The sequence below is a fragment of the Patescibacteria group bacterium genome (assembly GCA_041660565.1).
Classification (GTDB): domain Bacteria; phylum Patescibacteriota; class UBA1384; order CAJBMM01; family CAJBMM01; genus JBAZWC01.
On sequence record JBAZWC010000002.1, the window covers coordinates 254,649 to 279,925 of the forward strand.

A 25,277-nucleotide genomic window follows, 5' to 3' on the forward strand; every position below is an offset into this window, starting at 1 on the left:
TATTATTATACTCAAAATGCGTCATATTTGCAATATTTAATATAAAATATGCCCCACGGTGTTGGTTGCCGTGGGGCTAGTGTGTGAGTGATGTACGCTGCGTCACTTCTTGACGAGGGCGGCCACGATTTTATCCGCGGCCACCAGCGTCTCCAACTTGGATGTGGCCTCAGATATCAGAGACTCCGTTGCCGCCAGCTCGTCGCGTTGTCGCTGTGCCAACGCGGTTCGATCGTCTATGACCCGGGTCAAGCGGTTGATTGCCTGCTGGAGCTTGTCGGGTGCGGGTGTGGCGGGCGTGTTCTGCGGGTGTGGCGTGGGTGGCACTGGTGACGCGCCGTTATGCCCCGCCTGGTTAAGACGGTCCATGGCCAGAGCGATCAAGTCGTACTCGTGGCCAGGTTTCAGCGTCAGATCGTCCTCGAGGGTAGCCGCCCCGCCTTTGAGGTTTGTCATTACCTTGATGGGCGTCGCGAATACCAGGGGTTGATTGAGACCGGGTCTAGCGAAGGCGTGCTTGCTCCGTAGTAAGCAGTTGGTTGCTGATGTTACTTCACGGCTCGACGCGCCGATCTGTTTGCCGATTCGAACGGAGCGCACTTTACCGCCGTTCTCAAAGATCTCCTTGATCAGGTGGTATGCTACTTTGATCTGGACAGGCCCGGTTAGAATCACCGGATCCCCGGTTAACTCAGGCATCGAATATCGTGCCGGTGCGGTGTCTGCCATTGCGTTGTCTCCTGGGAGTGCGCTGGGTTGGTCTTGGGGTGGTGATGGTGCAACTTCGTCGTCTGGAGTCAGCGTTTGATCGAGCGGAGTCTGGCAGGTACCGTGCGCCCCGTTTCGGTGTTGAGAGTGGGTGATGAAAGGCTGGGTCATGTCTGTGCCATCCGTTGCACACGCCATGTCTTGTAACCACCCGTTGTTAAGCAAGCGCTTTCTTGCTTGCCGTTCCAGTTGGTACACCCTCGACTCTGACCGGCGCAAGACTTCACCGATCTCTTTGTATGTCATCCCGCCGAAGTAGTAGCAGAGAGCTACCTTTCTTTCATTACTCGGTAGGGTATTTACAGCTTGCAGGATGACGCGACGTGCTTCATTATCCTCGGCTTCCGCTGCTACATCAACCTGCTTGTCTCGAACCATATCTGCGATGGTAATGGTTTCCTCGGTGTCAACCGGTTTGTCGATCCTGACAAGGGAAGTGCGTTCTTTCTCTGCGCACAAGCCAAGGTAGGATTTGATGTCTAGCTTCAACTCACGCGCAACCTCGTCATCTGTCGGAGGCCGACCCATCATTGATTCCAAACGGGCTATAACAGCTTCGATCACCTTGATGTTCTCACGTACGGTACGGGGAACCCAGTCTTCTTCGCGCAGTCCTTCCAGGATCGCTCCTCGAATTAGCGCGATGGCGTAGGTTTCGAACTTAACCATTCGGGTCAGATCAAATTGGTCCACTGCCTTGATTAGACCAATTGCGCCATAACCCGCTATGTCGCCTATCTCCATCGTTGGTGGCAGACACGGTATCATTCTACCAGCCGATACTTTGGCTAGGTAAGAGTAGTGGGTGATCAACGCGGCTCGAGCCCGTGGATCACCCCATTGCTTGAACCGGCGCCAGTTTTCACTGATGCTTTCGGGGCGATCCTGAATTGCCGTGGCCACGTTGTCCTCCGTGTTGAGTCGGGAATTGCGGCTGTTTCGGTTAGAAAGGTACGCGGTGGATTTGACATCGATACTTTATCAGATTTGGTGGTTAGCGTCAATTATTGCAGAGTTACTGACCGCGCATTAATGACAAAATCTGTGCTACAATTGGCGTATGACAGGGAAGACACATCAAGTTATTGGCATAACGGTTGGGTTAGGGTCGTTTTTGATTCTTAATCCGGCCGAATACGGCCCCGCCACCTTTGCGGCGGTGCTGGTTATTTCGTCCCTCGGATCGCTACTACCGGATATCGACTCTGCTGGTGGCGATATTTGGCACACTTTGCCGTTTGGTCACACCATCGGCAAAATATCCGATCCCATTTTGGCTCATCGCAACATTACCCACTCCATTTTAGGATTTGCTTTAATTACTTACGGATTTAATCTGCTGCTCAACCTCGCCCCAACCTATTGGGGGCTTAACACGCATTACATTTTAATCGCGCTAATCGCTGGATACGGTAGCCATTTGGTCGCAGATATGATAACTGTAGAGGGGATTCCGTTGCTCTGGCCAATCCAAAAGATGTTTGGCATTCCGCCCAAGCCGTTTGATGGTGTGCGTATTGTCACCGGCAAATGGTTTGAAAACCTAGTCATCTTCCCGGCAGTTAATTTAGTGTTAATTATTCTGGTCGCATCAAAGTGGGATGTGATTAAAACAATTTTATTAAAATAAATCATCAATTATAAAATGCCAATTGAGCCAATTAATCCAATTTGACCAATTGAGAATGAGGAAATTATGGTACAACCGATACTTGTAACCGGGGGAGCGGGGTACATTGGCAGCCAAACCGTGCAAGCGCTGCTTGACGCCGGTAAATCGGTGGTAGTGGTGGATAATTTGTCGGCCGGATCACGTCGGCTTGTGCCCGATGGTGTCGCGTTCGAGCAGGCAGATACGCGTGACGTTACCGAAATGAATCGTATAATGAAGCAATATCATCCCAGTGCGGTGATGCATTTTGCCGCGCACTTGGCGGTGGGCGAATCGGTTGAAAAGCCAATAGAATATTACGATAACAACGTGGTTGGGGTGATTAGACTGTTAGATGCGATGCGTCAGAATAACGTTAAGCGGTTTATTTTCTCATCTACCTGTGCCATTTTTGGTCAACCAAAGACCGTGCCAGTGTCCGAATACCTGCCCCCGAATCCCGAAAGCCCGTACGGGCAGACCAAATTAGCGGTGGAACAGCTGCTGCCCTGGGCGGAAAAAGCCTATGGTATCAAATGGACTGCGCTGCGTTATTTTAATGCCGCTGGAGCAGCCCACAACGGCACATTAGGGTTGATCCAATCAAACCCTAGTCAACTGATCCCCAAAGCCATTACAGCGCTTTTAGCAGACCAAGAAGTCGAACTGTACGGCACAGATTGGCCGACGCCCGATGGCACGTGCGTTCGCGACTACATCCACGTTGAAGATTTGGCCAGCGCGCATATTTTAGCGTTGAATCGGTTGGAAAAAGGGGGAGAAAGCACGGTTTATAATTTGGGCACCGGTACGGGAACCAGCGTAAAGCAGATTTTGGATGCAATTGAAAAAGCATCGGGCAAAAAGTTGAAAATAAAAATGATGCCTAGGCGTTTGGGTGATCCGGCTAAGGTGTGGGCAGATAACACCAAGGCGGTTAAAGAGCTCGGCTGGCAACCGAAATATACGGACATCAACGACATCGTCAAAACCGCCTGGAGTTGGCACTCAAAATTATCCAAATAGAGATTTGCCTTTTGGGGGCGCTAGATTTAATATATAAATATGATATTTCTTAAGAAAAACTTAACTTTTATTTTAGGAATTTCGATCCCGATATTAATGATTATCGCGGTGGCGTTAAGCGTGTATATACCCTCGTTATTCAACCAGCCAAAATATAATTTTATTTATTCCAGCGGGTACTCTTACTCGGGCGCCTCGTATTCGGTGGAGAAAGGTAAGTTGGTTACACCAGCTACTCCAACTCCAAAAGTATATTCGGACACTCAAAGTTATTCGACAAACTATTCGTACTCAACCACTGATACCACAAAGTTGTTTTTATACGATGTAACAAAGAATCAAAGCACCGAAGTTACCGCCGAAGAAGTTCAGGGTATGCAGTTAAATTCTAGTACCACGTCCTTGGATGGCTATACAATCACCAGCGGTTTGTCGGGTGAAAATTTATTGTCGTATGGCACCAAATACATTAAAGGCCACGGAGTAAGCAAGCAGATCAATCTTGACAGTGAAAGTAAATACTCCTTTAAATTTATTGGATGGGTAGAGTAAGATGGCAACAAAAGAAGAGATTTTAGATTACATTAAACTGTTGGCCGAGCAAAAAGTGGTGAGCAAAGAAGAGCTTAATTTAGCGTTTGATTCGGGCAACGGTGGCCAAATAGACGGTACGACTCCCAAAAAGCTTAACATCTCTGAAGTGCTGTATTTCTTGGGTGGTGGGATTGTGTTTTTGGGCATCGCTATCATGATCGCGCAAAACTGGGTAGGCTTAAGCAGCTTTACAAAAATATTAGCAACACTTGGGTCCGGTATCGCCGCCTATGCGGTTGGTTACGTATTCAGTCGAGATCATCGTACCGAAGCAGTTAGCTCCGCATTCTATTTATTGTCTGCGCTGGTTTTGCCAATTGGATTATGGGTGGTTTTTGGCGGCTCACCCACGTTCGATCCTAAGCATGGTATCCAAGCGATCATCGCCGCAATATTACTAGCATTATTCTTGGGATCATATCTGGCATTCCGCAAGAATTTATTTGCCTTGTTTAGCGTTATGTATGGAACGTGGTTGTTCTTTAGCCTAACTTCTATGATGGCAAGCGGGAATGCATATTTGTACGGTGTAAATTTTTATCAATACCGCGCCCTCGCGTTGGGTGTGTCCTATATGCTACTTGGAAACGCTTTTTCCAAGAACTCACTAATATCGATTCACGGATACCTTTACAGCTTTGGAATACTTGGGTTTCTTGGCTCGGCATTGTCACTATGCAACTGGTGGTCAAGCGAAAATCTATTTTGGGTGTTTGCTTTTCCGCTCTTAGTATTGGGGGCAATCTCTATTAGTGTTCGTATCAAGAGCAAAGCATTTTTGGTTTTTGGCACAATTTATCTAATGATTTATATTTTGTTGGTTACGGCAAGATACTTCTCCACTGGCCTTGGTTGGCCACTTTCACTGGTGATGGCCGGGTTAGCGTTGATTGGTATTGTTTTTGCCGCTGTCTCGGTTAAAAAGAAATATCTAACCAAGTAAATTTTATATTTTATGCTTAAAGTCCGATTGCCAACCGGACTATTTAGCGTATAATAAATATATCTGTACCTGCCCTTATCTCTTTCTTCGGGAGAAAGTAATGCGCGCGTTTGGCTCGTGGTTTTCCAGTGTCTGGATGAGCCTAAAGGGTTGGCGTCCGTTCCAATCTCGGACTGCGCAATATCGCGTCCAGGCCGAGGTTGTGGCAGACTGGGTGGCGAGTCAGGTTAGGTTGATGCTTCAGATCAAACCTGGTTCAGACCTAGACTGGGACATCTCGCACTTCTCACTCTATTTGGCTCGCGCCATTGCGGAGGAACTGGGGCGAGAGGACGGCATACTCTCAATCGTCAATACCGAGAGCACCCGGCCAATCCCTATCTTTGCCAGAGCACTTACGCTGGCTCGTATCAATCAGCGGAGGGTGGTCAATTCTATCCCTTGTTGTCGGATTCGAATTGTTCCCGGCTGGGTCAAGGCGTATAGCCTAGAGGACCATGAAGCCGCCCCAAAGACGTTGCAATGTCCCGACTAGCCCTGTCCTACCGGCCGCCCCGCGCTTTCTGCGAGGCGGCTCTGCTTTGTTGTACTAATATCTAAATAGTGATATAATAACATCACCGGCTAGGAATTGTTGCCGGAATTCATCCCAAGGGGGATAACGGTCTTGTCAGAAACCGAAATACGCTCACAGCCAATGGTGTGCAAGTGCGGCACGGCGGCAGTAGTACATCCCGACTCAGAGAAGGGGGTCGGAAAGAAGAACTGGGTGCAATGCCCAAGGTGTAAGGCGGAGTGGTATCCGCGATGGTGCTGGAACTGCGGTACCAATGTCGACAGTCGCGTTGATGGGCAGTGTAATAGCTGCGCCTGGCGGATTTGCCCAAGCTGTGGTGCGTGCAAGAACTCGATAGATCGAGATAAGTGCAAGAAGCAAATGGAAACAACCTATTAGTTCCAACCTATGGATCACAAAGCCGGTATGCAACGTCGCGTGCCGGTTATTATTTTCTTGAAGGTTGTCCGAAGTAACGATTTATTATTGAATGTGAATTATATAGGCCACCCTTTTTTGAACGCATTCCAATATGCATCAATAAACATTTTTTGAAGCTGATCGCGGTGAAACTCGCTTTCGTATTGGACTAATAATGACGACCCACCCTGTCCTGTGATTTGATACGTATCAACCAAAGTCATTCCCCATGACGCGACATCTTGTGGTCGGGTATCAAGGTGGCAGAAGCCGACTGGATATGCGTCGTGAACAATAGAACAACGCATTTGATAAAAATTTTTGGATAGTTTTATTAGAAATTTGTTAAGTGACGCAATATTTATGCTGTCGATATAATTGATGCAGCAGCAACTTGCGCCAGTGCCATTGATGTTTGAAAAACAATATTTTTCTGCATAGTGTCGGTTTTTGCGTATCAGTGAATTGTACACAAGATGTCGGGTAGTTCTTCTTTCAAGAGGGAAAATCCCTGGTTTTGCGAATTGATAACCTTTTAGTAATAGTCTTTTATCGGTCTCACTGAGGCATTCGATCATGAATCTGGTAAAACGAGCAGGTTTGCTATTCCTGTACCTTTTGATGCTCTGTCCCTTTATTTTCCCCGGGCTAAATTTTCCTGCACTACGGGGTGATATAGCTTCTGAAGTAATTATCGAGGCAAGCAAAGGTATTGTTCTCGCTTTTTCGCTCAGTTCGTTTTGAGTTACTCCTTGCCAAAAAGATAATGCAAAAAAGAAGGAGAGCAAATCCTTGTGTCTATTAATGTAACTTTTCGAGGCTTCAAAAATTTCCTGCTGGGTTTTACCAAAGATCGTTTGCAATAGCTTTGAGCATTTTTTTGAATGGTTCAATCGTTCCTGTTGAGTAACGCCTGTCTTGTGTTTGACCGGATCAATGGCAAAATATGGGTTCAATATAGTTCGCATTTGTTGGTCTCGTTCGAGGGATTAAGAATACGATTACATTATGAGAAACATTGTATTCATAATTTAAATATTGAGGATTAATATGTTATAAAGCTGGTAGCCTCACGGGGAATTGAACCCCGGTTTGCAGGATGAGAACCTACTGTCCTAACCACTAGACGATGAGGCCATAACTATTAGATTATAACATTTTTACCACTATTTTGCAAAAACGTTAATTGAATCTAAAATATATTCCAGTTCAGGGGCGAAGGGGTGGCTAGCTGATCGTAATTGATCTACCTCGTCTTTTGCATAAAACTGCACATCATCTACTTCATCGGGACTAAGTGAAAACGGTCCATTATGAATTGCCTTAAAAACCGCGATCGATTTGTGGAGCGGTTTGTCTTGGCGTGTATCTATATACCAGTTCATATCTAACATCTCGATTTTTGTATCAATTCCGATTTCTTCGAACAACTCGCGCTTAGCCGCGTCTTCGTAACTTTCATCTGATTTAACGTGCCCCCCGGCGGCGGTGCCAAAATGTCCACCGAATATTTTACGGTTTTTACTCATTTTGGTAAGCAAAATTTTGCCATCATTATTAAAAATAAGCACGTGGACAATGCGGTGGGGTAGTCTTTCGGCGTAGATTTGTGCCCGCGTTGCCTTGCCAACCACATTATCATCCAAATCAATTACATCTAATAGCTCGTCGTTCATAAAATAAAGGTACAATAAATGGAAGTTTTTTTATAGGGAGTATTGTTTAAAAATTGAGATTTGAGATTTGTTGCGATATACTAATATCGTAACAAATGAGGGGCATGGGACTGATTGTCGGACCAAATAGTTTTATCTCTTGGTGGGTGTTTGCCGTACCCAAACGCCTGTATCTTTGGGGTATGCGCGTTGTTGGCATGGTGGGCGACACTTTTGCCGTTAAGCAAATGGCCACTCACATTGGCGAGCCGATTTTCCAAGATCCAACCTGGCAGGGGCGCTTAATAGGCATCTTTATACGCTTTTTTCGATTAATTGTTGGCTTGCTTCTTGAAGGCGTATTCTTTGTTTTGGTTTGCGCGGTGGTGATTGGTTGGTATTTATTGCCGTTCTTGGCAGTGTACGAGGTGATCAGATGACCGAAGCACCAAATCAATTGCAATTTAAACAAACTGCCGCCGAATTTGTGAGCGGATGGAACAGTAGCCGCGCCTTGGCCGGTATTGGTCAGGTAATTGGATTCGGATCTTTGTTGGTTAGTATGCTGGCGTTGGCTTTGCAAACTTATCGTGGCTGGCTGGATGGGGAGATGCCCATTGTTTCATTGTTTGGCGGCTCTGCGTTGGCGCGGATGATGTGGGTTTTGATTCTATTAGACATTGTGGCGGTCTATTTATTGGATGAAATTAGACGTCGAAAAACATATACCTCGAGGGACGATGTATACAACTTTTTAGATCAAAATAGCCGTTCTTTCCTTGCCCAAGCCTTATCTGTTGCCGACAAAAACAAACAAAAATTAACGGTAAATATGGCGTTGCATTTAATGTTGCAGTCCGGTTCCATGCGATATTATTTGGCAAAATTAGAAATTGTTTCGGACTCGGTGTATGAGGCGGTCAAGCAACAAATACCGCTTGATTCGGTGCCTCAGTCTAAAAACGCTATGGAAATGGATAACACTTTTCAGCAATATCTATTAGATAGCGCAAATCGTGCCGCGGCCAGAGGCGATAGTTCATTTGGCTTGCCGGACATCTTTTTAACGATTTTAGAAAAAGACGCCAACATTGCGCAGTTCTTTAGTAAAATTGACATTACGCCTAAGCGTTTTGCGGTGGTGATTAACGATTCGTCAACTCGCGATCATTTACTGTCAACTTTTGATCAATTAAAGCAACAGCGCATGCACACCGGGCCGGTTAATCGCGCTTGGACATCTACCCCCACGCCGATGTTGAATCAATTTGGTCAAGATTTGACTGTTACCGCCTCGGCCGGTGCCATCCCGCTGGTTACAGTGCGACAAAAAGAGGTTGATGAAGCCATTCGAGTGTTGGCGCGTGCTACCAAAAACAGCTTGTTGTTGGTGGGCGAGCCGGGGGCGGGTAAAGCAACCGTGGTGGATCGCATTGCATTTCAAATGTTGTCCGGGTCCGTGCCCAAAGAGTTACAAGATAAACGTTTAGTGCAGCTAGATGCGGCAGCGTTGCATGGATCGCCCGAAGGATTTTCGGTGGCGTTTGAGCAGCTGTTGGCTGAAACCGAGCGTTCGGGTAACGTCATCTTGTTTATTCCCAGTTTGCAAGATTTAGCTAGCGAGCAAACATCCGGAGTTGCGGTTGCTGAATTGTTATTGCCATTGCTTGATCGCGCTAGAATGCAGGTGATTGGCGCTACTACCATCAAGCAGTATCGCGAGGAAATTGAGCCCAATGTTAGCTTTGCCAAAGCGTTTGGGGTGGTGCAGATTAACGAAATGTCGCCGGATCAGGCTATGACCGTGCTAGAAGAAACGGCGTTAGAGCTTGAGGGCCAGCACCACGTTAAAATTTCGCTCAAAGCAATTGAAGCCGCGGTTACCTTATCCGCTAAATTTATTCACGACCGGGTGCTGCCCGAGAAGGCGATTGATATTTTGGATGAGGCATCAGCGATGGCCAGTGCTGCCAAAAAAGCCGAGGTAACCGAAGCTGACGTGCAGACAGTAATCAGCCAAAAAACCAATGTGCCAACCGAGGCGATAGGTCAGAATGAGCAATCAACCTTACTAGATTTGGAGAAGATTATTGGGTCCAGGGTGGTGGGTCAGGTTGAGGCGGTACAGGCGGTGTCTAAGGCGCTACGAAGGGCTAGGGCGGGCTTATCTGATAGTAATAGACCAATTGGCACCTTCTTGTTTGTGGGGCCAACTGGCGTGGGTAAGACCGAATTGGCCAAGGCGTTAGCTTCTAGTTATTTTAAGGGTGAGGATACAATGGTGCGGTTGGATATGTCCGAATTTCAGTCGGCCGCTTCGTTAGTCGATTTAATTGGCCAGAATAATAAAGAAGGCGTGTTAACCGGACCGGTGCGCAATCGTCCGTTCTGTTTATTACTGCTAGATGAGTTTGAAAAAGCCTGTGATGAAGTGCGCAACTTATTCCTATCCATATTTGACGACGGGCGCATTACCGATGGCAACGGCCACTTAATTGACTTTAAAAACTGTATAATTATTGCCACATCTAACGCCGGTTCACTCGAGATACAGCAGGCGATACAGTCAAACGTGCCTTACACCGACATTCAGAAAAAGCTTGGTTCAACTTTATTGCCGCAGATTTTTCGCCCCGAGCTACTCAACCGTTTTGACGGCATTATTGTGTTCAAACCTCTCACCGCTGACGAAATTCTCAAGATTGCCAAATTACAAGTCGAAGCGGTAATTAAGCAGACAGAAGCCACGTCTGGGGTAAAACTGGCTGTTACCGACGCGGTGATACAAAAACTAGCCACCGATGGTTTTGATCCTACGATGGGTGGGCGTCCGCTACGTCGAGTAGTTCAAGACGAGTTGGAATCGCCATTAGCCAACAAAATCATCGCCGGCAACGCCAAGCGTGGCGACCAAATTACGATTGATGTTGGAGACCTCGGGTAGGAAGCACCAAAAACGGTTAGGGAGATTAGGGACTTTAGGGATTTTGGGAGACCATCGGTTATCCCAACCGCCCTAATCACCCTAAAACCCCTAACCGTCTTTAGAATTTTGGCTTAGACGGCTGGTTTTTGTTCCGGCCCTAGATAGCGATTTAACACTTCTACTACCATGCCTGGCTCATACTCAGCTTTAACTAGATAATTTACAGCGCCAAGTGACTTAGCTTTCTCACCGCTGGTATGTTCGGGCAAGTTGGTGGTCATAAATACCGGAATACTCTGTGTCTCTGGGTCTTCTTTTAGTATCTTTAACACATCAAAACCGTTAATCTTTGGCATAATAATATCTAGCAAAATGATGTCAGGCTTCTCATGTTTGGCAATTTCAATACCCGCAGTGCCAGATAGGGCAGTAAATACTTTGTACTGGCTTTGCTCCAGTTTAATCTTGTACATCTCAATAATGGCTGGTTCGTCATCGATGATTAGAATGCTGTGCATAATATTTTCTCCTTCTCATTATCAATATATGGACAATTTATTATAAAGTAAAGCCGGTTAAGACTTTAGGCGAATCAAGAAACTCAAGGGATTTACCTTGGGAGTGAAAAGAAGAATGTTGATCCTTGATTCTCTTTGCTCTCTACCCAAATTTTGCCTTGATGGCGGGTAATGATTACTTTGGCGATGTACAGACCAAGACCGGTTCCGCGAGTGTCCATAGATAGCACATTGCCGCTGCGGAAAAAGCGTTGGAACAATTTGGGAATATCGGCCGATGGTATACCAACCCCGTTATCACTAACCGAAACTACCACGTCTTTTGGCCTAGTCTCAATTTTAACCACAATTTTGCCTCTAGGATTGGTGTATTTGATGGCGTTATCAATTAAGTTCTGCACCACTTGAGTAATTTTTTCTCCATCCATATTTAGAGTAGGAGTGCTACTAGAAGGTTTTTCAAAAACGATGTCAATTTTACGCTCAACCGCCAGTGTTTTCATCTCTTCCACCGCACTTTGTACTACTGCGGTAATGTTAGTCTGGGAAAAGTTAAGCACAATTTTGCGTTCTTCTAACCTGGAAATTGATAATAGCTCGGTAATGAGATTAACCATTTTTTTAGTAGATTCCAATGTCTGATTTAGAAAATAATGCTGTTTTTCGTTAATCTTGCCTAAATCACCTTGCATCAACATGGATAAATGGCCGCGAATAATTGAAAGTGGGGTGAATAATTGGTGTGAGGTCATAGAAACAAACTCGTGTTCCATTGATTCAGCCTCGTGAATTTTGGTCAGATCTCGAATCAAAATCAAACTAGCGCCTCTGTGACCCGGGAATTTTTTAGCTTTGGTGCATCGTACGCCCACATCAATATGTTGACCGTCTTTGGTTAACATCTGCACTTCTTCGTAATGCGTTGGATTCTCCTCGGTTAAAAAACCAAGACCAAATGCAATACCGGTCTCTTTGTATTTCTCGGTGCGGAAGATATCGGGGCAGTAATGGCCAACCGCGTCAGCGGCGGTATATCCCGAAATATCTGTCATAGCCTCGTTAATGCGTAAAATGTTATTATTCTTATCTAAAACAATGATGCCATCGTGAGTTAGGGCAAAAAAGGCCATATGGCGATCACGCTGAAATCTTAGTTCTCGGCTGTCTTCTTCTAGCTGTTTTTGATCGTTAACGCTGCCTTTGCCTGATTCTAAAGCCCGAATTGTCCAATACGCCGCTAGCAATATTGCTAATACGGCGCTAAGCTTCTCTTCTAGCGAATAATCTTGCGCTATAATACCAAAATAGACGTAGGTAAGAGTTAGTATCCAAATTAATGCGTCAAACGCACTGCGAATTTGTCTAGGTGTCATATTTTTATTATAGGGTGGTAGCGTAGAAAAGTATAGGGACGTGATTCAATTCACCTTTGCTAAAGATTCTGGTACGATTAATAGGTAATATTTGGAGAAGGATGGGGCAGTTTTTCAACGTGCTATTGTGGGAATTCTACGGAATCGGATACGACGCTATTTCGGTATCTTTACCTCATCGATACCTGCGACAAGAAGTAATTAAATTGATTGATGCTCAGGGTCGCGTCCATTCCGTAATGGATGTAGGGTGTGGGACGGGCACTCTTTTACTTGAACTTTCCTCGCATCATTCTGAGATCAAGCTATCGGGGATTGATTTTTCATGGGTGATGCTTACTCTGGCTCGGATCAAAAAATTTTTGTGGAACAGAAAAATAACATTCTCTCGATTATCAATTAGCGAATTAGATCAAGTATCAAATGAGAGTGCTAACGTTGTTGTTTCGGTTAACGCAATTTTCGCCACAAATGACCCAGCCCCCGTTTTAACACAGATTAATCGAATATTAACCACAAACGGCAGGTTGGTTTTAGTTACCCCGTCTGATAACTTTAGTTTTGGTAGAATGTTGAAATTGCATCGACAAATTTTTAGAAAACTCACCGTTATTCAAAAAATTGCACTCAGTTTGTTCACAATTTTAACAATACCGCTATGGATCATTGTTTGCGTTGCCAACGTGATTATTGATGTGTTAGCGACAAGGGGACATTACCAGTTTGGCAAGTTAGACGACGTTGTTAACGTGGTGTCTAACGCTGGTTTTAAGATTATTTCTCAAACTGCTTTTCTTGATGGCCAAGAGCTAACAGTTGTAGCACAAAAGATGGGTGCAGTATGATTACTGACATATGGAACATGGCAATCGATCAATATCATGTTAATCCGATAATCTTTATTGTTATTTATGTCGTTACCTACATACCTTGCTGGTTGATTGTGTTTAAAATCGTCAAAATGTTTAAGCATAAAAATACCGAATCGTTGTATTTCTACATTTTGTTGGAATTGGCTTTGCTACTTATGCCGTATCTATATGTATTATTATTTGGGCGTAATTTACCCATTTGGGCCTATCTGCTCCTATTTGTACTAATTATTATGTCAGTTAACAGTACGTATCGGTATTGCGTTAAATTACTCAAAAATAAAAAAACAGGGAAACAAATATGAGTGTTCAAGATATTATATTAAACCGGCCAAAGCTGGCTTGTTGGCTACTTTCCAAACTGCCCGCCGCGTATTGGTCAAAAGAGGGAGAAAAGCTGGCGTGTGATATTGCCAATCAAACTATCCGCGAAGTTAAAGCATATCAACAATTTTTATCAGACCACAGTAAAAGCATAAAATCAGTATCATCGATTAGAGATTTTGAAACCCTACCGGTAATGGATAAAGATAATTATATCGCTAAATACAAAACTGACGATACTTTGATACAGAACCATATATCGGAAAATTATGCCATTGAAAGAAGCTCTGGTCATAGCGGCGAAGCGCAATACTGGCCAAGAGACGCTGTAGTTGACAGTTTTTTTGCAAAATATATCGAAATTGCCTTCAACCAGGCCTACAAAATTAGCCAAAAATCATCTTTGGTGGTTTTAACCTTTGCTTTGGGTACATGGACAACCGGCGAAAAAACAGCCGACGCATTAAGAAAACTCGCTGCTACGGGTAGATATCGGTTGTCAGTAATTACTCCGGGGGCAAATTTGGCTGAATCGGTCGAAATTTTACAGAGATTATCAAATCAGTATGATCAGACAATCATTATTGGGTATCCGCCGTTTGTTAGATCGATTGTTGACGGTGCTATCGAAGCTGGGATAGATTTATCGAAGTTAAATATTAAAATTGGGCTTGGTGGTGAAGGTCATTCTTTGTTCTGGAAGAAAGATATATCAAAAAAACTTCATATTTCATCTAACGATTTGACGTCCATCTCAAGCGCATATGGAGCCGCCGATGTCGGTATAGGGATCGGTAGAGAATATCCGATTTCAATATTGATTAGGCAGTTGGCATCGGATAATAAAAAATTAGCCAATGATTTATTCGGACAGTCTGATGTTCTGCCGGGTTTATATCAGTTCAACAACTCGTCATACGTTGAGGCGGTAAATGGAGAGTTGATTTTTACTGCCATGAACGGTATCCCGGTGGTAAGATATAATATCCACGACCGCGGTGGGGTGATAAAATACAATCAGATGCTGAAGATATTGCTTGAGCATGGCATCGACATCAGAAAAATGCTTCAGGAACGCCATTATACATCGGCTGATGTATGGCGTTTGCCGTTCTTTTACGTATTTGGACGCACTGATGGTACGATTTCGTTCGGGGGCGCGAATATTTATCCAGAGAACATTGAAAACGCTTTGATTTCAAGTAATCAAAGTCAGCTGGTAAGCGCGTTCAAATTAGGTGTTGAAAAATCAAAATCAGGAAAAGAATGCCTAGTTGTTCACATCGAACTAAAGCAGAAAAGTTCGGTTGAATCTGAGGGTGAAAAAAAACGTCTCGCGACTACATTACATCAGGTGGTGGTGGAAAAACTAAAAGAGATCAATACTGATTATAGTGACGTATATCAGTTTGATCCCAAGTCTGCCGACATCGAAATTCGAGTATGCGATTATGGAACCAGCCCGTTTATGTTGGACAATAAAAAGATTAAAAGAAACTACCTATTAAAATAAGAGAAATATGTTACAGATTTTATTATTAACCATCGTTTCAGCGGTCAACATATACCTTGCCTTTTTGGTTTGTCTAAAAGGTAAAGATAAAGTAATAAACTACTATTTTGGTGTGCTAGTAACTTTTATGGTGCTGTGGATGGTGACAAACTATCTATGTGACAATCCGATTATGCCGGCATGGGCTCTGTTTTGGAATAGATTGACCTTTGCTGTGGCCAGTGGATTAATTATGTCTTTCTTCCTTTTCTCTTGGAACTTTCCTCGAAATATCTTTGATTTTGGCCGTCATGTTACTACGATTGGGGTCATCTTGACTTTGGTTGTGGCCACGTTGTCGGTTTCAACCAACACTATTATCAAATCGGTTGATTATTACAGCTGGGGAACAAACGCCGTTCCGGGTACGCTATATCCTTTATTTTTAATCCTTTTTGCGGTCTTTGTCGGCTTGGGTTTTTATAGTCAAATTGTAAAATTCATCCGATCTCGCGGTAAATCACGGTCTCAGCTAGCCTTTTTGTTTTTAGGATTACTACTCTCGGCGGTTGGTGTTAGTGTGTTTGGCATAATTATCCCAATCATCACCGGTTTGACGAACTATGGTAAGACTGGAGTGTACTCGCTGGTTATCTTCACCGCTCTAACTTCGTACGCTATCATTGAGCATCATCTTTTCGATATTAGGTTTATTATCAAGCGCACCATTGTTTACTCGGTGCTGCTATCGTTTGTGTTAATGACCTACGCGTTAGTTGTATTCTTTTCATCTCAAATAATCGGTGGAGACCTGTCGTTTGGTATCAAATCGTTCGCGCCAAACATTATCGCAGCGTTGTTAATAGCCGTTGGATTTGATCCGCTGAAACAATGGTTGTCCAAAGTAACTGACAAATATCTGTTCAAAGGTGAATACGATACACAAGAAGTGGCAAAAAAACTGGCCAAGCAGCTCTCAAATGTGGTCAGCTTAGATGAGGCATTGGACACTACAATGTCAATTGTGGCTGACGAAATGCGCATCAGTAGAGTGGCAACGATCATATTACGTCGTATCGAAAAAGATACGGTGGTAAAGCGAGTTAAATCAACTGGTTATAGCAATGTGGTTAAATTGGAAGATAAGCCAATTGGATTTCTGGTTGACTATTTGACTAAACATCCGGTAATGGTGGTTGTTGAAGACTTACGCGATGATCTTAGCAAGACCGCTATCAATCGCACTGTCATCAATGGAGTGATCTCGCAAATTGATCAATTTCAGGCGGTGGTGGCGCTGCCAATTCAGGTTAGTGGGGCGGTTATTGGTATTATGCTGGTTGGCGAAAAGTTGTCCGGTGACAGCTTTGATGAAGAAGACTTTGACACTTTAGAGCTGGTGGCGAATCAAACCGCGTTGTCAATTGAGAAAGCTCAATTTTATGAGGAAGATAAGTTAAAATCTGAATTTATTTCTATCGCTTCTCATGAACTGCTCACCCCAACCGCAGCGATTGAAGGATATTTGTCGATGTTGCTGGACGAAAAGGCGGTGCCAACCAAAGAGCAGGCACATTTATATGCCACGCAGGCGTATCAAAGTAGTCGTCGTTTGGCCGATTTAGTCAAAGATTTGCTTTCTATCTCTCGAATTGAGAGTGGTAGATTAAAGATTACGGCAGTACCGATGGATTTGGTGCCAAGCATTGAACAAGCAACATCGGAATTAGCTAATATCGCCAAGGAAAAAGGATTGAAGCTAACCTTTGTTAAGCCGGGTGCTGGTTTGCCAAAGGTAGTCGCAGATCCCGATCGGGTGTTACAGATCTGCGTGAATTTAATTAGTAACGCCATTAAATATTCAATGAAGGGTGAAATAAAAGTATCGGCTGTGCCTAAAAAAGATCATGTTTTAGTATCTGTGCAAGATAATGGCATTGGTATTTCAAAGACAGATCAACAGCATTTGTTTGAGAAATTTCATCGCATTGATAATGCTAAAACAAGCGGGATTATGGGAACAGGCTTGGGGTTGTACATCACCAAAAATTTGGTAACATTGCTTGGTGGTGAGATGAAAGTGGTAAGCGAACCGGACAAAGGTAGCGTGTTTAGCTTTACTCTACCAATGTCAAAATGAAAAATGTGATAGTATATAGTTAGTCGGAAGCGACATGGTAATAAGCAGGAGGGAAAATGTCTGAATTAAACGGTAAAACAGTGTTAGTGGTGGACGATGACGAGTCGTTGCGTCAGATGTACCGTTTGCGTCTAGAAGCGTCCGGATACGCCGTTGTAGAGGCAACCAATGGGGAAGAAGCGATGGCTAGAGCAGTAGATACCCAGCCAAGCTGTATTTTACTAGACATTATGATGCCAAGAGTAAACGGCTTTGACGTGTTAGACATTCTTAAGACAACCGCATCAACTAAAAAAATTCCGGTGGTGGTATTGACTGCTTTAATGCAAGACGACGCTCGTAAGCGCGTACAAAACGCCGGTGCGGCGGCTTGTCTGGTTAAATCCGAAGTAGTACCGGCGCAAGTGGTAGCTACGATTGACGCCGTGTTAGCCAAACCAACAACATAACAATTATCCTTTTGACAGTGGGGGGTTAAGGGGTTTTGCAGAAGTAATAAGGAGAGTTTATGTCAGTGATACTATTGGCCGATGACGATAAAACGTTGCGAGATATGTATCGAATACCTTTGACCAGAGCGGGACACGTAGTTCACGAGGCGATAGATGGGTTAGCGGTTATCGAAATTGTCAAAACTATTCATTTCGATCTAATTTTACTAGACATTATGATGCCAAAAATGAACGGCTTGGACGTTTTGAAACTATTGCGTTCAGATGATGCCACAAAGCATGTTCCAATAATTATTTTAACCGCGTTGGCACAAGATTTAAGCCAAACCAGCGCTAGTGAGATTAAGGCAGACCGATATTTTTCCAAAGCAGACACTACGCCAAACCAGTTGGTGCAATGCGTTAGCGAGCTTTTAGCTCAAAAGCCGAATTAAGTATTTATCTCAAATTTATTATTGCCCGACGAACGGATTTTCACGGCCGGAGGTGTTTGGCGTTAATTGTGCACTAACATCTATATGCAATCTGCCCGTAACCAACGCCATATTGGTGGTATCTAGTTTAGACGTGCTTACGCTTTCCACAACATCGGACGATAAATCTTCGGACTGTTTGGTCAACAAGCTGGTGTAATAAATACTGCCATTAATTAACAGCAAAGCGATGATCGCAATGACAATTATTACCGCTTTACTTTGATTTTTAGCTTCTTCCATATCGATTCCTACTTACTTTACGTAATAAAAACTGAATTTAATATCAGCGGATAAATTATTGGCATCACTCTCGGTTGGAATAATGGTTACAGATGTAATTGTAAGAATTCTATCTAGAGTTTCGCTTTCGGTTAATAGAAGTTTGATGTTTGGGTACGTGCCATTTACGCTCATCGATCCGGTTAGTTCTTTGTAATAGCTACTGGTTGATGCGGTGGTAGCCGCGGTATTTTTGGTAGTGCTGGTTAGCGGGGATAAGTTAATATCATTTACTTTTAGTTGGTGGCTGTTGGCCAGAGTTTCAAGGGTAAGCAAAAGAGTGTCATAATCGGGCGTTTTCGGGATAGCTAGTGTAGTAATATTTTGGGCCTGAGTAATGTCAGTCTGGCTTTTGTTAAGTTTTATTAGATCATTTAATTTATCTTGGCTTTGGATATACTGCTGATTTTTATTTTTTAATTCCGTGATACTGTTGTTAACTCCCGATACAAAAGGTTTGATACCAAAAACTGTGCCACCACCAAGAATGGCGATGTAGATGATGGTGATTAATACGACGCGATAATTAATCATTATTTCACCTTTGGTGTTTGGTAGCCGGCGTTTAGGGTGAAAGTGAATGGGGCGGTGGTGTCAACTGATGTGTCGGCGGTAATAGTGTAGGTAATCCCAGTAAACGCCGCGTTGTTCTCTAAGGCCCGTTTGAAATCAACAATACTTGATCGTTGTTTTGCTGTTCCGCCAATGGTAATTTGAACCGGAGCGGCAGTAACAGCCGGAGTCGCACTCTTTGTTGTGGTAGCAACTGTTTTATTTACCGTAATCGTTTTTATTATTACATCGCTGCCAATCACGGCCGAAATCTGATCTAAGATTGTGTTAGGTTTGATCTGCTTGTCAAGAATAGTTTTGATTGCTTTGAGGCCGGTGTTTGCGCTTGAGACGTTTGATTCCAGATCTTTGTACACCAAGGTTTTATTTTCGATAGTTTCTATTTGATTATTGAAACTGTTAATTTTTTCAGCAATGGTAATTCGAACCGTGGTTAAAGCTACCACAAACCCAGCTAAAATGACCAAAATGGCGAAAAATCCGATCGAAATATAGGTCATCAAATTTACTGATAATCTTTTCTGTTTCTGAGATTGTGGTAAAAGGTTAATGTCGCTCATTTTCTCACCTTAATATGGCCTCATACTTAATCCAAGCGATACCGCGTACTGTAAATTTACTTCAGTGGTGCCGGTAACCAGCGGCAAACCGGGTTCGCACTGAATATGCATTGACCCGACAACGGCCGGAATAATACCAGGGATGGTTGACCCCTGCCCAACCAGAATTGCACGCTTAATTTTGTCGGCTTGATAGTCTCTGGTTTCGTGAAAACGGTTGGCAGAAACTGCTTCTTGAACAATTGGGGCAACGGCACTGGAAACTACACTGTCAATTGAACTGCTTTTATGATTGGATAAATAGTCCCTAACCTCGTTTTCAGGTTGGTTCAGTTTTTCACCAATGGTTTTTAGTAATTGCGCTTCGCCGATGTTTAAGGAGGTGGTTAACCACACGTTGCCGTGGTCCGAAATAGTCATACGGGTAGATTCAGATCCGATCTCAATAATCTGAATCGCGTCGGTACTACCGGCGGGTAGTAGCGATCGGGTGATTGCGGTAGATTTTGTTTCCAAAGCCGATAGCTCAAACCCAGCCTGGTTGGTTATGTCTATCAAGCTGTCAACCATCTGTTTGGGAGCGGCAAATATGGCCACATCAATTTGTTGTTTGTCTGGATGCAACGCCAGTGGGGTGTAATCAATATACATTTCGTCAATTGGCATCGGAATAAACTGGCTGGTTTCAAACGGGATTGCTTTTTGGAGCTCGTTTGGAGGCAAGTTTGGCATTTGGATTACTTTGGAAAAAATGTAAATCTCGGGTAACGCGGCCACCAGTGTTTTGGCGGTAATGCGGTGCGGGGTGGCGTTTTGCAAGGCAGATTTAATTGTTTCAATTAGTGCGTCCGGATTGGCAATAGTGCCTTTTTCAAGCGTTTTTTTAGGTAGTTCGGCGATACCTAAACTGACCAGGCGAGAATGTTGCCTTGGTCGTTTTAGTTGAGCTACTCTAACCGAGTGTTGCCCAATGTCTAAGCCGACTACTTCGGTTCGTAATCCTAAGAACGATGATAAACTCAAATACCCCTCCATAAATAGTATAACAATAGAAATTACAAATCACAATTTTTAATTTTTAACCTTTTATGGATTTAACTCTTCCCGCCAGGAGAGCAAGGCGTATTGGCCGGTAAGGGGGAAGCTGGGTGGGGGCGCATATAATAGATATTGGTCGTAGGTTTGAGTGGTGGTGCGGTATCCGGAAATCACGTTATTACCATTTACCCATGTCCAGTTCCAGTAGTTAAAACATCCAATAGATCCATAAACTGTGATGGCATTACGAATATTGTATATACCCTGACCGCAATTATCGTTCCAGCAAATTGGACGATAAACTCGTCCGTTTTGCGCCAGCATAGCAGCGTTAATTTCTAATGTGTTTGGAGAAAGTGGCCCCACTTTGACATCTCGTTGCGCAGCTAAACCAAGGGCATCGGTACCATCTTTAGCGGTATAGACCAGGTTATTGGTGATGGTAATATCACGATAGGTGGCCACTGCGGCCGGTAGGGTGGCCGCTGCAATAGTATATCGCCCATGAACTGTGCCACTAACCCAAACGTGATCCGCAGCGAATATGATGCCATTTGCCGGGGCGGGCTGGTTTACTAACGCGGTAGTGCTGAATTGGTTCAAAGTAGAGTTTGTAACGGTGGCTAAATTATAGGTGCCGTTGGCTAAAAATTGAATGTAATACCCGAGCCCGGTCGATTTTCCAAGCGATTTTCCACCACTAGCCGCGCTGGTTTGTAACGAAAGAAAATCCGCCGTGATGTTTTGGAAGTTTATACGTGGTACCGGATAGATCCATTGATCGGTTGGTCCGCCGCTGCCCCAGACGCCGTTATGGGTGGTGTGACCATCGCCGCCAAACTGTGTAGCCGGGACATAACTAGCGTTTGCCGAGCTAACAATACCGTTGTTGGTTCCGTCGTAATGAATACCGGTGTTGGAATGAACCGGACCGTTGGTGTTTTCGCTATCACCAAACCAAATTTCGTTATTGGTTACGACCGCATATTGACTAAAGGATGGTATACCTAAAACCGCTTTGACCGTTCTAGTGGTGGATGATCCGTTTAGCGTTCCGGTGGATTCGACAGTAGTAACTGTGCTTCCGTTTACCGGTGGGGTAATTAATAACGAATACGATCCAATGTTTTTACCGGTATTGTCTATGTACTGATGGACATAGGGGCCGTAAGGGGCACCACCCTGTGGTGCGCCATTGCCATCGGTGTAGTCGGCGTTATTGTGAGACAAATGCCACAGATAGTAACTCACCCCGGCCTCAGAGATCCCTAGTGCGTCAATTTTATTCTGGCTGGTTTTGCTACTTTTACGTTGCATTATTGCAACTTCAACCAGGGCTACACTTAGGGTAATAAATGCAGCACATAGGATCAAGATGATTGGGAGATAGAACGATTTGCGTTTGGATATTACTTTTTTGTTCATCATGATTCCAAATTTGTCTGATAAGTTTTTATAGATTTGTTTTAAGGTTGCGTAAGTTAACTTTTGTGCTTGAGGTGGTGGTGTAGGTTGAATTGTAGGTGGAAAAGATGGTTGACGATACCGTAACTAAGTGTACCGCAGGTAATGAAATTGGTAAATTCAGTGTCCCCATTTCTGATTCGTATTGAAACAGAGGTGTGGCTGGGTTAGTAACAAAATGGGTGTTGATGGTTCTAGTAGTCGCGGTGCCGGGGTCATAAGTATAGGTGCTACCAGATGCCACTCCAATTATAGTGGAAAGAGTGATGTTTGCGCCGGTTTTGGTGATGGTGACTTGTGTTGGAGTGGCGTCGGCAGGGGCAAAATAGGATAGCACGGTGATCTGTGAAGCATCTGCTGACACAACTTGATAAGTTCCACGAAGCGCATTGGCAATTCGTGTGGTTAATGTGTCTGCCTCAGTTTTGGTTAGCGAAAGATACTGTCCGCGATAGTAGAGCGTGTAGGTATTACGAACGAAAGCAATTAAAATAGAGCCAATTATGGTCAAAATGGCTACCGTAACTAACAACTCGACTAAACTAAAAGATTTTGTTTTCATTCGATAACTATTGCCTCTGTTTGACGCGCCGTGTGGCCTTGGGCATCACGATATATCAGATCGTAACTGCCAAGTGTTAGCGCCGAAAAATCGACTGTGCCACTGACAAGCGTGTTGTTTTGACCCACTGTCAGGCCGGTGTTGAATGGAATTTCCGCATCTGAACCGCGCTGAAGTGAGAACTCGGGTAAAGTTAAGTTGGCGCCAGATATTTCGATACTTACCCCAGCCGCAGCCGTGAATTGGTTTGGGTTAATATTTGAAATGCGCACGTCAGTTGGATCAATGGTGAAGTCACAGTTAACGGTAATGGCGCTATTAGGTGAAACGATAATGGGCAAGGTTGGGGAACAAGTTTTAATAAAAAATCCGATGGGAGGAGTAATGTTATAGCTATCGAACTCCAAATTACTAATCTGGACAATCGGGTTGATTACAAATAATACCTGATTTTTAACCACATCTGGATTCTGTCCGATTAGTTTTTGCCCCACTAGCGCCGCGTCTCCACCGAAAACTACCACACCGGTAATGTTAATGGTTAATGATGAGGTCAGGTCTATTGATAGTGTTACCTCAGTTGGTTGTTGCAGTAGGATTGTAGCATCTGGATTGGTTGGGCTTGGATTGGCAACTGAAATAGGGGTGGTTGAATCAGAGCTGTAGTTAACTTTTGAAGCAACAATGTGATAATTACCGGCTGGGGTTAGATTTGGGATGAAAACACCTCCGGCGGCATCGGTGGTGGTAGTGACATTAACGGGTGGGTTAACGGATGCGTTGGTTAAAACGATTGTTGCATCTGGAACCGGGCTGCCATTGGCATCCAAAACTTTTAATTTTAATACGCCGGTATTAGAGGCGGTCTCAGCGGCTCTGGAGGCAATATCGGTTGAAAGCGTGGCTAGAACGGATGAATCGGTGTCTAGCACGGTAATGGTAACCCGTTTGTAATCAGCCGGATTAAGATCTCCGCTCCCAACCAAACTGTCATAAGCATCGTCAACATATCTAATGTCGGTGTGCACAACAAACTGAAATTTGTCTCTAGTAACCGATTCTTGATCTAAAATGTTGCCCTGTGGCACAATCGGGCCGTTTTGAGTGGCCAAGCTATCATATGAAAGGTTGCGAATATGCTCTAGCTTCTCATTTACTAGCTGCCCAGCGGCGGCAACTCTAGACGATTGATTAACGGTCTTGATACTACTCGCCATCGCCATTATTACCACCGTAGAGATAAGCGAAAGAATCGCCATATCAATCACAACCTCAATAAGGGTGACAGCTTTTCTGGTTGATGATAGTTTAATGTGAAGCCTCATATTCATCCGATTCCAAGTCATTTCCCAATTGGTCAAATTGGTCCAATTGGATAAATTGGATTTTGTATTTATGTGATTGATGATGTGAGTGAATAAATTGGCAGTAATATGGCAATCACAATCGAGCCAATAACCCCACCCATTATTAACATCAGCGCCGGTTCGAGTAATGTAGTTAGGTTTCGGGTTAAGTTATCCACCTCTTTTTCCATAAAATTAGCTAAATTATTAAAGATAACATCGGTATTTCCGCTTTTTTCACCTACCGCAGTCAGCTGGACCATCATTCTAGGCATGTGTGGTTGTTTTTTTAATGCTGCCGAAATATCTAACCCGTTTTCAACGTCTTTGCCAGCTTTTTCTATCTCAACCCTGAATATATCATTGCCAACAACGTCTTTTGAGGTTGAAAATATCTCTTGCATTGGCAACCCGGCGCCAAGCAAAGTGGCAAAAATGCGGGAAAATCTGGCTAAACTAACCTTCCGAATAAGGGTGCCAAAAATTGGAATATTAATCTTAATTAGGTCAATGCGATGTTTGCCCTTGGCGGTGCGATAGTAGAAACGATAGCCGAAAAATACCCCAACAAGGGCGATAATAATAATGTATCCCTGGCGGCGGATAACGTCTGCTAATCCAATTACCATACGCGTAACCAAGGGTAGCTTGGCATTATTTTCAATAAATACCGCCTGTATTTGAGGCACAATGAACAACATAATAAGAGTGACAATAACCACCATCGCGACTAAAACAAAAATCGGGTATGCCATTGCACCTTTTATTTTGGCTTTGATATCGTTATCTTTTTCCATCTGAATTGTCAGCCGGTCTAGCACCTCATCTACTTTTCCGCTTTTTTCTCCGGCTTTTAGAATGCTCACGTAAACCGTATCAAAGATGTCCGGATGTTTGGCAAACGCCTGAGATAACGCCAAGCCACCTTCAACATCTGCGGTGATGGTTTTAATGATCTGGGCAAACTTTTTGTTATTTGTTTCTTCTTGCAGAGATCCGAGCGCTTGGCTAATTGGTAGCCCGGCCTTGGTCATAATGGAGAGCTGCTGAGTAAAAACAAATTTGTCTTTATCACCGATTCTGTTAAACAATGACCCCCCAGCCTTTTTAGCCGACTTAGATGAGGATAAATTGCCCTCAGAAATATCTAAAATTATTAAATTTTTATCTCGCAATTTTTTAATCGCGTCACTTTTCGAATCCGCAGAAATTACGCCATTGGATTTCTGGCCCTTTGAATCACGGGTGATGTATCTAAAATCAGCCATC

The 25,277-nt window shown here is 43.9% G+C and carries 25 protein-coding genes and 1 tRNA gene; 12 read left to right on the forward strand and 14 right to left on the reverse strand.

What is annotated here, in order from left to right:
* Positions 1–102 precede the first annotated feature (102 nt).
* Positions 103–1,671 (reverse strand): sigma-70 family RNA polymerase sigma factor, encoded by a 1,569-nt coding sequence (locus tag WC773_03850; protein ID MFA6082515.1) that lies wholly within the window; start codon positions 1,669–1,671, stop codon positions 103–105.
* Positions 1,672–1,828: 157 nt separating this feature from the next.
* On the opposite strand from WC773_03850, the gene WC773_03855 reads away from it, so the two are divergent.
* From WC773_03855 to WC773_03870, 4 genes are all read left to right on the forward strand, one after another.
* Positions 1,829–2,398 carry a metal-dependent hydrolase gene (locus tag WC773_03855; protein ID MFA6082516.1) on the forward strand — a complete coding sequence of 190 codons (570 nt, stop codon included), beginning with the start codon at positions 1,829–1,831 and terminating at the stop codon, positions 2,396–2,398.
* 66 nt (positions 2,399–2,464) lie between these two features.
* Positions 2,465–3,445 carry a UDP-glucose 4-epimerase GalE gene (galE, locus tag WC773_03860; GenBank protein MFA6082517.1) on the forward strand — a complete coding sequence of 327 codons (981 nt, stop codon included), beginning with the start codon at positions 2,465–2,467 and terminating at the stop codon, positions 3,443–3,445.
* A 39-nt stretch (positions 3,446–3,484) separates the two neighbouring features.
* On the forward strand, positions 3,485–3,997 hold the full coding sequence (locus WC773_03865; GenBank protein MFA6082518.1) for a hypothetical protein: 513 nt from the start codon (positions 3,485–3,487) through the stop codon (positions 3,995–3,997).
* Position 3,998: 1 nt separating this feature from the next.
* Complete coding sequence (locus WC773_03870; GenBank protein MFA6082519.1) at positions 3,999–4,982, forward strand: DUF2157 domain-containing protein; 984 nt, start codon at positions 3,999–4,001, stop codon at positions 4,980–4,982.
* A 1,053-nt stretch (positions 4,983–6,035) separates the two neighbouring features.
* Here the strand turns inward: WC773_03870 and WC773_03875 are convergent.
* From WC773_03875 to WC773_03885, 3 genes are all read right to left on the reverse strand, one after another.
* Positions 6,036–6,914, reverse strand: coding sequence for a hypothetical protein (locus WC773_03875; protein MFA6082520.1), 879 nt, complete (start codon positions 6,912–6,914; stop codon positions 6,036–6,038).
* A 106-nt stretch (positions 6,915–7,020) separates the two neighbouring features.
* Positions 7,021–7,095, reverse strand: a tRNA-Glu gene (locus WC773_03880).
* 29 nt (positions 7,096–7,124) lie between these two features.
* On the reverse strand, positions 7,125–7,634 hold the full coding sequence (locus tag WC773_03885) for an NUDIX domain-containing protein (GenBank protein ID MFA6082521.1): 510 nt from the start codon (positions 7,632–7,634) through the stop codon (positions 7,125–7,127).
* A 104-nt stretch (positions 7,635–7,738) separates the two neighbouring features.
* Between WC773_03885 and WC773_03890 the strand changes: the two genes are divergently transcribed.
* Positions 7,739–8,053: a hypothetical protein gene (locus WC773_03890; protein MFA6082522.1), complete on the forward strand. Its 315-nt coding sequence runs from the start codon at positions 7,739–7,741 to the stop codon at positions 8,051–8,053.
* Positions 8,050–10,557 carry an ATP-dependent Clp protease ATP-binding subunit gene (locus WC773_03895; GenBank protein MFA6082523.1) on the forward strand — a complete coding sequence of 836 codons (2,508 nt, stop codon included), beginning with the start codon at positions 8,050–8,052 and terminating at the stop codon, positions 10,555–10,557. Before WC773_03890 ends, WC773_03895 begins: the two co-directional genes overlap by 4 nt.
* A 113-nt stretch (positions 10,558–10,670) precedes the next feature.
* On the opposite strand, the gene WC773_03900 is transcribed toward WC773_03895, so the two are convergent.
* Together WC773_03900 and WC773_03905 are read right to left on the reverse strand one after the other, a co-directional pair.
* A complete protein-coding gene (locus WC773_03900; protein ID MFA6082524.1) occupies positions 10,671–11,057 on the reverse strand; it encodes a response regulator in 387 nt (128 codons plus the stop codon).
* A gap of 92 nt (positions 11,058–11,149) precedes the next feature.
* Positions 11,150–12,430 carry an ATP-binding protein gene (locus WC773_03905; protein MFA6082525.1) on the reverse strand — a complete coding sequence of 427 codons (1,281 nt, stop codon included), beginning with the start codon at positions 12,428–12,430 and terminating at the stop codon, positions 11,150–11,152.
* A 101-nt stretch (positions 12,431–12,531) separates the two neighbouring features.
* On the opposite strand from WC773_03905, the gene WC773_03910 reads away from it, so the two are divergent.
* The 6 genes from WC773_03910 to WC773_03935 are packed head-to-tail and all read left to right on the forward strand — an operon-like array spanning position 12,532 to position 18,144.
* Positions 12,532–13,275 carry a class I SAM-dependent methyltransferase gene (locus WC773_03910; GenBank protein MFA6082526.1) on the forward strand — a complete coding sequence of 248 codons (744 nt, stop codon included), beginning with the start codon at positions 12,532–12,534 and terminating at the stop codon, positions 13,273–13,275.
* Positions 13,272–13,607, forward strand: coding sequence for a hypothetical protein (locus WC773_03915; GenBank protein ID MFA6082527.1), 336 nt, complete (start codon positions 13,272–13,274; stop codon positions 13,605–13,607). Before WC773_03910 ends, WC773_03915 begins: the two co-directional genes overlap by 4 nt.
* Positions 13,604–15,139: a hypothetical protein gene (locus tag WC773_03920; protein ID MFA6082528.1), complete on the forward strand. Its 1,536-nt coding sequence runs from the start codon at positions 13,604–13,606 to the stop codon at positions 15,137–15,139. The genes WC773_03915 and WC773_03920 overlap by 4 nt, the downstream gene beginning before the upstream one ends.
* Positions 15,140–15,146: 7 nt before the next feature.
* Positions 15,147–17,258: an ATP-binding protein gene (locus WC773_03925; GenBank protein MFA6082529.1), complete on the forward strand. Its 2,112-nt coding sequence runs from the start codon at positions 15,147–15,149 to the stop codon at positions 17,256–17,258.
* A 56-nt stretch (positions 17,259–17,314) separates the two neighbouring features.
* Positions 17,315–17,707: a response regulator gene (locus WC773_03930; GenBank protein ID MFA6082530.1), complete on the forward strand. Its 393-nt coding sequence runs from the start codon at positions 17,315–17,317 to the stop codon at positions 17,705–17,707.
* A gap of 59 nt (positions 17,708–17,766) precedes the next feature.
* Positions 17,767–18,144, forward strand: a complete 378-nt coding sequence (locus WC773_03935) for a response regulator (GenBank protein MFA6082531.1) — start codon at positions 17,767–17,769, stop codon at positions 18,142–18,144.
* Between the two features lie 18 nt (positions 18,145–18,162).
* Here WC773_03935 and WC773_03940 read toward each other — a convergent pair whose 3' ends face one another.
* The 8 genes from WC773_03940 to WC773_03975 all read right to left on the reverse strand — a co-directional run bounded on the left by WC773_03940 (position 18,163) and on the right by WC773_03975 (position 25,276).
* Positions 18,163–18,426, reverse strand: a complete 264-nt coding sequence (locus WC773_03940; protein MFA6082532.1) for a hypothetical protein — start codon at positions 18,424–18,426, stop codon at positions 18,163–18,165.
* 12 nt (positions 18,427–18,438) lie between these two features.
* Positions 18,439–18,999, reverse strand: a complete 561-nt coding sequence (gene pilO, locus WC773_03945) for a type 4a pilus biogenesis protein PilO (GenBank protein ID MFA6082533.1) — start codon at positions 18,997–18,999, stop codon at positions 18,439–18,441.
* Positions 18,999–19,598 (reverse strand): PilN domain-containing protein, encoded by a 600-nt coding sequence (locus WC773_03950; GenBank protein ID MFA6082534.1) that lies wholly within the window; start codon positions 19,596–19,598, stop codon positions 18,999–19,001. Before WC773_03950 ends, pilO begins: the two co-directional genes overlap by 1 nt.
* Before the next feature lie 9 nt (positions 19,599–19,607).
* The gene (pilM, locus tag WC773_03955; protein MFA6082535.1) at positions 19,608–20,633 is read right to left on the reverse strand and encodes a pilus assembly protein PilM; all 1,026 of its coding nucleotides are present in this window, start codon (positions 20,631–20,633) and stop codon (positions 19,608–19,610) included.
* A 51-nt stretch (positions 20,634–20,684) separates the two neighbouring features.
* Positions 20,685–22,064, reverse strand: a complete 1,380-nt coding sequence (locus WC773_03960) for a hypothetical protein (GenBank protein MFA6082536.1) — start codon at positions 22,062–22,064, stop codon at positions 20,685–20,687.
* A gap of 25 nt (positions 22,065–22,089) precedes the next feature.
* Positions 22,090–22,662 carry a hypothetical protein gene (locus WC773_03965; protein ID MFA6082537.1) on the reverse strand — a complete coding sequence of 191 codons (573 nt, stop codon included), beginning with the start codon at positions 22,660–22,662 and terminating at the stop codon, positions 22,090–22,092.
* Entirely contained in the window at positions 22,659–23,987 is a 1,329-nt protein-coding gene (locus tag WC773_03970; protein MFA6082538.1) for a carboxypeptidase regulatory-like domain-containing protein, read from the reverse strand. The genes WC773_03965 and WC773_03970 overlap by 4 nt, the downstream gene beginning before the upstream one ends.
* Positions 23,988–24,055: 68 nt before the next feature.
* Positions 24,056–25,276 (reverse strand): type II secretion system F family protein, encoded by a 1,221-nt coding sequence (locus WC773_03975; protein ID MFA6082539.1) that lies wholly within the window; start codon positions 25,274–25,276, stop codon positions 24,056–24,058.
* Position 25,277: the final 1 nt, after the last annotated feature.